Origin of the sequence: Protofrankia sp. Cas4, assembly GCF_963555915.1 — a bacterium.
In the GTDB taxonomy this organism is placed as follows: domain Bacteria; phylum Actinomycetota; class Actinomycetes; order Frankiales; family Frankiaceae; genus Protofrankia.
The window spans coordinates 3,125-5,666 of the sequence record NZ_CAUVXL010000265.1 but is presented as its reverse complement, the minus strand read 5'-3'; the positions used below and the strand labels follow the sequence as shown (position 1 = coordinate 5,666).

Annotated in this window: 3 protein-coding genes; 2 read left to right on the top strand and 1 reads right to left on the bottom strand. The window is 61.0% G+C overall.

Annotation, left to right across the window (positions count from 1 at the left end; all coding sequences use genetic code 11):
- Positions 1-302: 302 nt before the first annotated feature.
- Positions 303-698 carry a GntR family transcriptional regulator gene (locus U9979_RS25450; protein ID WP_416220301.1) on the top strand — a complete coding sequence of 132 codons (396 nt, stop codon included), beginning with the start codon at positions 303-305 and terminating at the stop codon, positions 696-698.
- Here the strand turns inward: U9979_RS25450 and U9979_RS24080 are convergent.
- Positions 654-1,934: an XRE family transcriptional regulator gene (locus U9979_RS24080; protein WP_322781079.1), complete on the bottom strand. Its 1,281-nt coding sequence runs from the start codon at positions 1,932-1,934 to the stop codon at positions 654-656. The two genes, U9979_RS25450 and U9979_RS24080, sit on opposite strands and share 45 nt — an antisense overlap.
- 388 nt (positions 1,935-2,322) lie before the next feature.
- Here U9979_RS24080 and U9979_RS24075 point away from each other — a divergent pair.
- Positions 2,323-2,542 (top strand): hypothetical protein (locus tag U9979_RS24075; protein ID WP_322781078.1); only part of this gene is annotated, 220 nt, incomplete at its 3' end.

Genomic DNA, 2,542 nt, shown 5'->3' with positions numbered 1-2,542 from the left:
ACCGCTGGTGGCTCGATGCCGGCCGGCCAGGCCACACCCGGATCGGGATCAGCGTCACGCCCAAGGGCCAGTCGTTCTGGCTCGACACCCCGAATCAGCCCGCGCCAAACACCCGAGGGTGAACACCGGCGGTTGCCCGCCATCCCGTTCGTCGTCAATGGGTGCGGGGGGAAACCAGCCGAGCCTCGGCGTCCGCCCCACTTCCAGCCGTCTGGTAGGAGACGGACCGGTAGGCTTGGTCGTTATGAGCCGTGAGACTCCCGTGCGGCGGGTCGACTACCCGAGGTAAGGGGCAGGTGCGGATGTCAGCCGAGGTGGAAGGTCAAGGACCTCCCTTCGCTCGGATTGCCGATCACTATAGGTCCTTGATCGAAACTGGTGTTCTTGCGCCCGGTGATCGTTTGCCCTCAATTCGCGAGATGGCATCAACTTTTGATGTTGCCCGCGGGACCGTGGCAAATGCGATTTCCGCCCTTGAATCGGAGGGATTGGTGCAAACCTCCAATCGGAGCAGGGCTGTTGTTTCGGTCCCTAATGAGGCGCTGTCCGATCTTGCCGTTGTTGTTGAACTCCCAGATGACATGAGGGTCACTTCGACCGAGATGTTAAAGGTGTCGGGGAGCTTGGCGCATCGTCTTGGTATCGACGATAGATCATCGGTCCTCGTGGTCCGTCTGCGACGTATTTCGAGTGGATAGATCTTGCAAGCGGTCAAGAAATCCGCTGGCATCAGAGTTTCCACTGTAACGCTCACGGAATATGATTGCCAGTTCTCGGGAGCACATCAGAAGGGAAGGAAGCGACTTTCTCTCACCTTTCAAAGCGCCTTCTCCATAGTTGACGGCTAGCTCGACGTCGCCTTGGCGTGCTGCGATGACTCCGAGGGTTAGCCTGGCTTCAGCGTTGCGCATAGGTGACCGTTCGCGTCCATCAAATTCGGTACCCGCTTCGATGACCTGTCGGGCGTAGCTTTCGGCAAGTCGGTCTTCTTTGAGGAGCCGATAGCAATCCATAACGTAGAAGTCGTACTTCGCGGGGTCGACAACGAAATGGTTATCGATGTTGGAAGGGTGGTCCTGTTGTTCCAGGAGGGTTCGGCCCTGGTCAAGCGCGACCTCGACTTGCCGACGATCGCCGATTCGTGCCCACGCTTTCGCTTTCTGGGCTGCGAGCTGAACGGACACGCCCAGGCTGGGAGCGGCTGTTTGCCCGGCATCGCTGGCTGCTATAACGCCACGGTAATCGCCTTGAGTGAGCGCGTACCAGGCTTGCATCTCGTAGGCCCATCCAATGATGCCGGCATGCTCGGCTTCCTGGCCGAGGGAAAGTGCGGCTCGGCGGGTCGCTTCGGCTGCACTTTTTTCGCCCAAGTCGTACTCGACACAGCCAACGAGTAGTGCGATCCATCCCGCTTGGGCGAGAAGTTCCCTGTGCTGTGCGAGAGTGAGCCTTTGGCCAAGGAGACCCGTCATGCGTCCGAGCCAGGCATGTCCTTCCGTCTTGAGCTGTCCTGACGGCATATAGGCGTATTCAGAACAAAGCCGTTCAGTGGTGATGGCGAGTGCATCGAGAGTACTCGGGCTGACGTCGGACACGCGAAGGCGAGAGACGATTTCCAGAGTGTCCATGCCGGTTGTCGTGAGCAAAGTCCTTTCATGGTGCTGACGGGCTGGTGCCGGGAAGAGCGCGCCCGTTACCGTCCCGAAGGTCTTTGCGATAAGTGGCTTGTAAAAGGTATCTGGAACTGCATCTCCCGCTTCCCACCTTTTCCAGTTGCGCAGAAGCGTGGCATCGCTTGGCAGCGAGTCTTTTGAGTGGGCGCGGAGGGCTCTGATCGTGTCGCTCTGGGACCACCCTCGGGCATCTCGTTCCTCGCGGATCCGACGCGCCCAAGTCGGTCGCTGGCCACCGCTGACGCTGAGCTCATTGGTCACGGGTGTTCCTCTCCGAAACTCGCCTCGCCTCGCCTCAAGTGTGCGTGTGCAGAGCGGTGACATGTCCTCGGTGGCAAGGGGTTGCCACCATCGCAGTCCCCAGCTTGTCACCTTCTGTACTGATATGACCACGTACACACTCGTGGAGTGTCGGCGAACCGTTGACATCTGGACCAGGCCAGATTACTTTTGGCCCAGTTCAGGCGACCCCCCGGTGCCAAGCCGGCAAGCACCGCGCCGAGGGGTCTTGATCCAACCCGTCTAGGAAAGGTCAGACCGCTATGCAGCATGCCCTGTTCCAGCCCCCGCACGCCGACAACCTCGCCGACGCCACCGCCCAAGAGATCGAGCGGCTCGCCCGGGAACTGCTACGCCGCGGCGCTGAGAAGTGAACCGCCCCCGCCGACCCGACGACGTCCTGTACCGACCAGGCCGGATCGCGACGCCGCTGCTGCTGGCGACCCGGGCAGCTGACCTGGGCCTGGACATCGCGGTGCGCCAGGCCAGCGGCCAGCGGATCGACACCGACGAGGTGTTGGAGCTGTTGGCCACCGAGGTCGCGTTGACCCACAGCACCCGGTTTGGCTTGCAGACCACTGTCCTGCGTG

Excerpts from the sequence above, each read along its gene's own strand:
- U9979_RS25450 (WP_416220301.1), top strand. The coding sequence starts at position 303 with ATGTCAGCCGAGGTGGAAGGTCAAGGACCTCCCTTCGCTCGGATTGCC.